The organism is Mesorhizobium sp. M7A.F.Ca.US.006.04.2.1 (genome assembly GCF_004022915.1).
Classification (GTDB): domain Bacteria; phylum Pseudomonadota; class Alphaproteobacteria; order Rhizobiales; family Rhizobiaceae; genus Mesorhizobium; species Mesorhizobium ciceri.
This window is the reverse complement of the sequence record NZ_RZQA01000850.1, coordinates 1-2,732: the sequence shown is the minus strand read 5'-3', so window position 1 is coordinate 2,732 and position 2,732 is coordinate 1. Positions and strand designations below refer to the sequence as shown.

General features: G+C 60.7%; 2 protein-coding genes. One reads left to right on the top strand and one right to left on the bottom strand.

Going from position 1 to position 2,732, the window contains the following annotated elements:
• Positions 1–684: glycerophosphodiester phosphodiesterase (locus EN925_RS31120; RefSeq protein ID WP_128337178.1), on the top strand; the 684-nt coding region annotated here is incomplete at its 5' end.
• A 32-nt stretch (positions 685–716) separates the two neighbouring features.
• Here the strand turns inward: EN925_RS31120 and EN925_RS31115 are convergent.
• Positions 717–2,696, bottom strand: coding sequence for a bifunctional 2',3'-cyclic-nucleotide 2'-phosphodiesterase/3'-nucleotidase (locus EN925_RS31115; RefSeq protein WP_127369537.1), 1,980 nt, complete (start codon positions 2,694–2,696; stop codon positions 717–719).
• Positions 2,697–2,732: the final 36 nt, after the last annotated feature.

The window sequence follows — 2,732 nt, the reverse complement described above, 5'->3', positions numbered from 1 at the left end:
CTGGATTGCCGCACGGAAGGCAAGGGAGAAACACGCAACCATTCCATGGCCGAGTTGAAGACCCTCGATGTCGGCTATGGCTATACGGCGGATGGCGGCAAGATCTTTCCGTTTCGCGGCAAGGGTATCGGCATGATGCCGTCGCTGGATGAGGTTCTGGCGCACTTCCCGGCCCGCCGCTTCAACATCAACGTCAAGAGCAACGATCCGGGCGAAGGCGAAAAGCTGGCCGCACGGCTTGCCATGCTATCGCCGAACGAGCGCTTCTATCTCTCGGTCTATGGCGGCGACAAGCCGATTGCCGCAGTCAAGGCAGCACTGCCGGACATGCATACACTGAGCCGCGCGTCGCTGACGCAATGCATTCTGCGCTATGCCGCGCTTGGCTGGAGCGGCTATGTTCCAGATGCCTGCCGAAAAGGTACCTTGCTCATTCCCGTCAACATCGCGAAATGGATGTGGGGTTGGCCGAACCGGTTTCTCGATCGCATGCAAGGCGTCGACAGCCGCGTCTATCTGCTCGGCCCGTACACCGGCGGCGACTTTTCGCAAGGGCTGGACGATCCCGAACTGATCAAGCAGCTGCCGAACGGTTATTCCGGCGGCATTTCCACCGATGCGCTGGATCTCGTCATGCCTGACATCAAGGAACGTTTCACCCAGCCGGCTCAATCCACGCCATAAGGCCGGGACTCGAGCCGACCCCAAACCACCCTTCAAAGCAGGATGCGGTATTTCGCGAAACCTGCCTCGCCCTCGCCTGCCGGCTCGATCTTCAGCGATTTCAGCTGCGCAATGAAATCCTTGGCCTTGGCGCCGGTTTCGAACACGGCGCTGGTTCCAGGCAGCGGCGCGAACGACCAGTTGTCGTCCGCGGACGGGTTGATTGTACCCTCGCTGACGATGTAGCGGACGATGACGTCGCGATTGGTGTCCGGCGCTTCATAGATGATCTTCGAGGCATTGATGTCAGGGAAATTGCCGCCGCCACCGGCCCGGTAGTTGTTGGTCGCGACGACGAATTTCTGTTTGGGGTCAATTGGTTTTCCGTCGAAACTCAGGTCGACGATACGGTTGGCGCCAGCGTTAGCCAGCCCGCCCTTGGCATCGTATTTCGGCGGCTGCGACAGGTCTATTTTATAGGTGACGCCGTCGATGACGTCGAAATTGTAGGACGGAAAATCGGTGTTGATGAGGGCCTGGTCGGCCTTCCCCGGCTCGATCCGGTTGAAGATCCCGGCCGACATTTCCAGCCATTCCTTGACCTGCGCACCGGTGATTTCGACCGCACGCACGGTGTTGGGATAGAGATAGAGGTCGGCGACGTTCTTGATGGCGATATCGCCGGCGGGCACGTCGGTATAGTAGTCGGCGCCGTTGCGCCCGCCGGCCTTGAACGGAGCGGCCGCCGACAGCAGCGGCACATCCTTCCATTGCGTGTTCTTCAGAATATCCCTGAGGTACCAGGTCTGCGCCTGGCTGACGACCTGCACCGACGGATCGTCGGCGACCAGCGCGAAATAGGAATAGAGCGGCGCGGAGGTCTTGCCAACGGGGCGGCGCACATAGGCCAGTGTTGCCTGGTGGTCCTGCTCAAGGGCCGCGATGATGCGCTTGTCGTCCGGGACAGTCGGTTTGTTCTTATTGTCGACGCGTTCGAAGATCGGCCGCGCCTCGGAGGTGGCGGAAACGACCTTCCATTTCGACCCGTCGCGTTCCAGAATCAGGTCGATCAGCCCCATATGCGAGCCCCAGAAACCGCCCATGACGGCGGGTTTGCCCTGTAGCGTGCCCTTTTGCGTGTCGACACCATCGAGCGATTGGAAATCCTTCTTGCCGGGGAACACCAGATGCTGGTGCCCGGTGAACACCGCGTCGATGCCGGCGACGCCGGCGACGAAGAACGAGGCGTTCTCCATCATGTCGCCGTGCTTCACGTCGATGCCGGAATGCGACAGCGCAATGACGATGTCGGCGCCCGCCTCCTTCATCTGCGGCACCCAGGCCTTGGCCGCCTCGACGATGTCGCGCGTCTTGACGTTGCCTTCGAGGTTCTTGAGATCCCAGACCATGATCTGCGGCGGCACGAAGCCGATGATGCCGATCCTGATCGGCTGCTCGGCGCCCGAACCGTCCTTGATCTTCTTGTCGAGGATGACATAGGGCTTGAGATAGAGCTTGTCGTCGCGCGGGTTCGCGGCAAGCTCCGTGCCGCGGATCAGGTTGGCGCAGACGAAGGGAAAATTGGCGCCGGCCAGCACCTTGTCCAGGAACGACAGGCCATAGTTGAACTCGTGGTTGCCCAGCGTCGAGCACTCGTAGCCGAGCAGGTTCATACCCTTCATGATCGGATGCAGGTCGCCGTCCTTCAGGCCCTTCTCATAGGCGATGTAGTCGCCCATCGGATTGCCCTGCAGCAGGTCGCCATTGTCGATCAGCATCGAATTCACCGCTTCCTTGCGCACGGCGTCGATCAGGGAGGCCGTGCGCGACAAGCCCAGCGTGTCGTTCGCTTTGTCGGCGTAATAATCGTAAGGCAGCACGTTCACATGGATGTCGGTGGTCTCCATGATCCGGAGATGCGCCTGGTTGGCCTGTGCGCGAGCGGAGAAGGGATGAAGCACGATCAGCGCCCCTGTAGCTGCGGTGCCAGCGAGGAAATCGCGGCGGGAGACGGGATGGAGCAGTTGCGACATGTTTTCTCCTCATCGACAACGTGACACGCCCTGCCC

Bases quoted from the DNA above. Each gene is read 5' to 3' on its own strand.
- EN925_RS31115 (WP_127369537.1), bottom strand. From the start codon at position 2,696: ATGTCGCAACTGCTCCATCCCGTCTCCCGCCGCGATTTCCTCGCTGGC.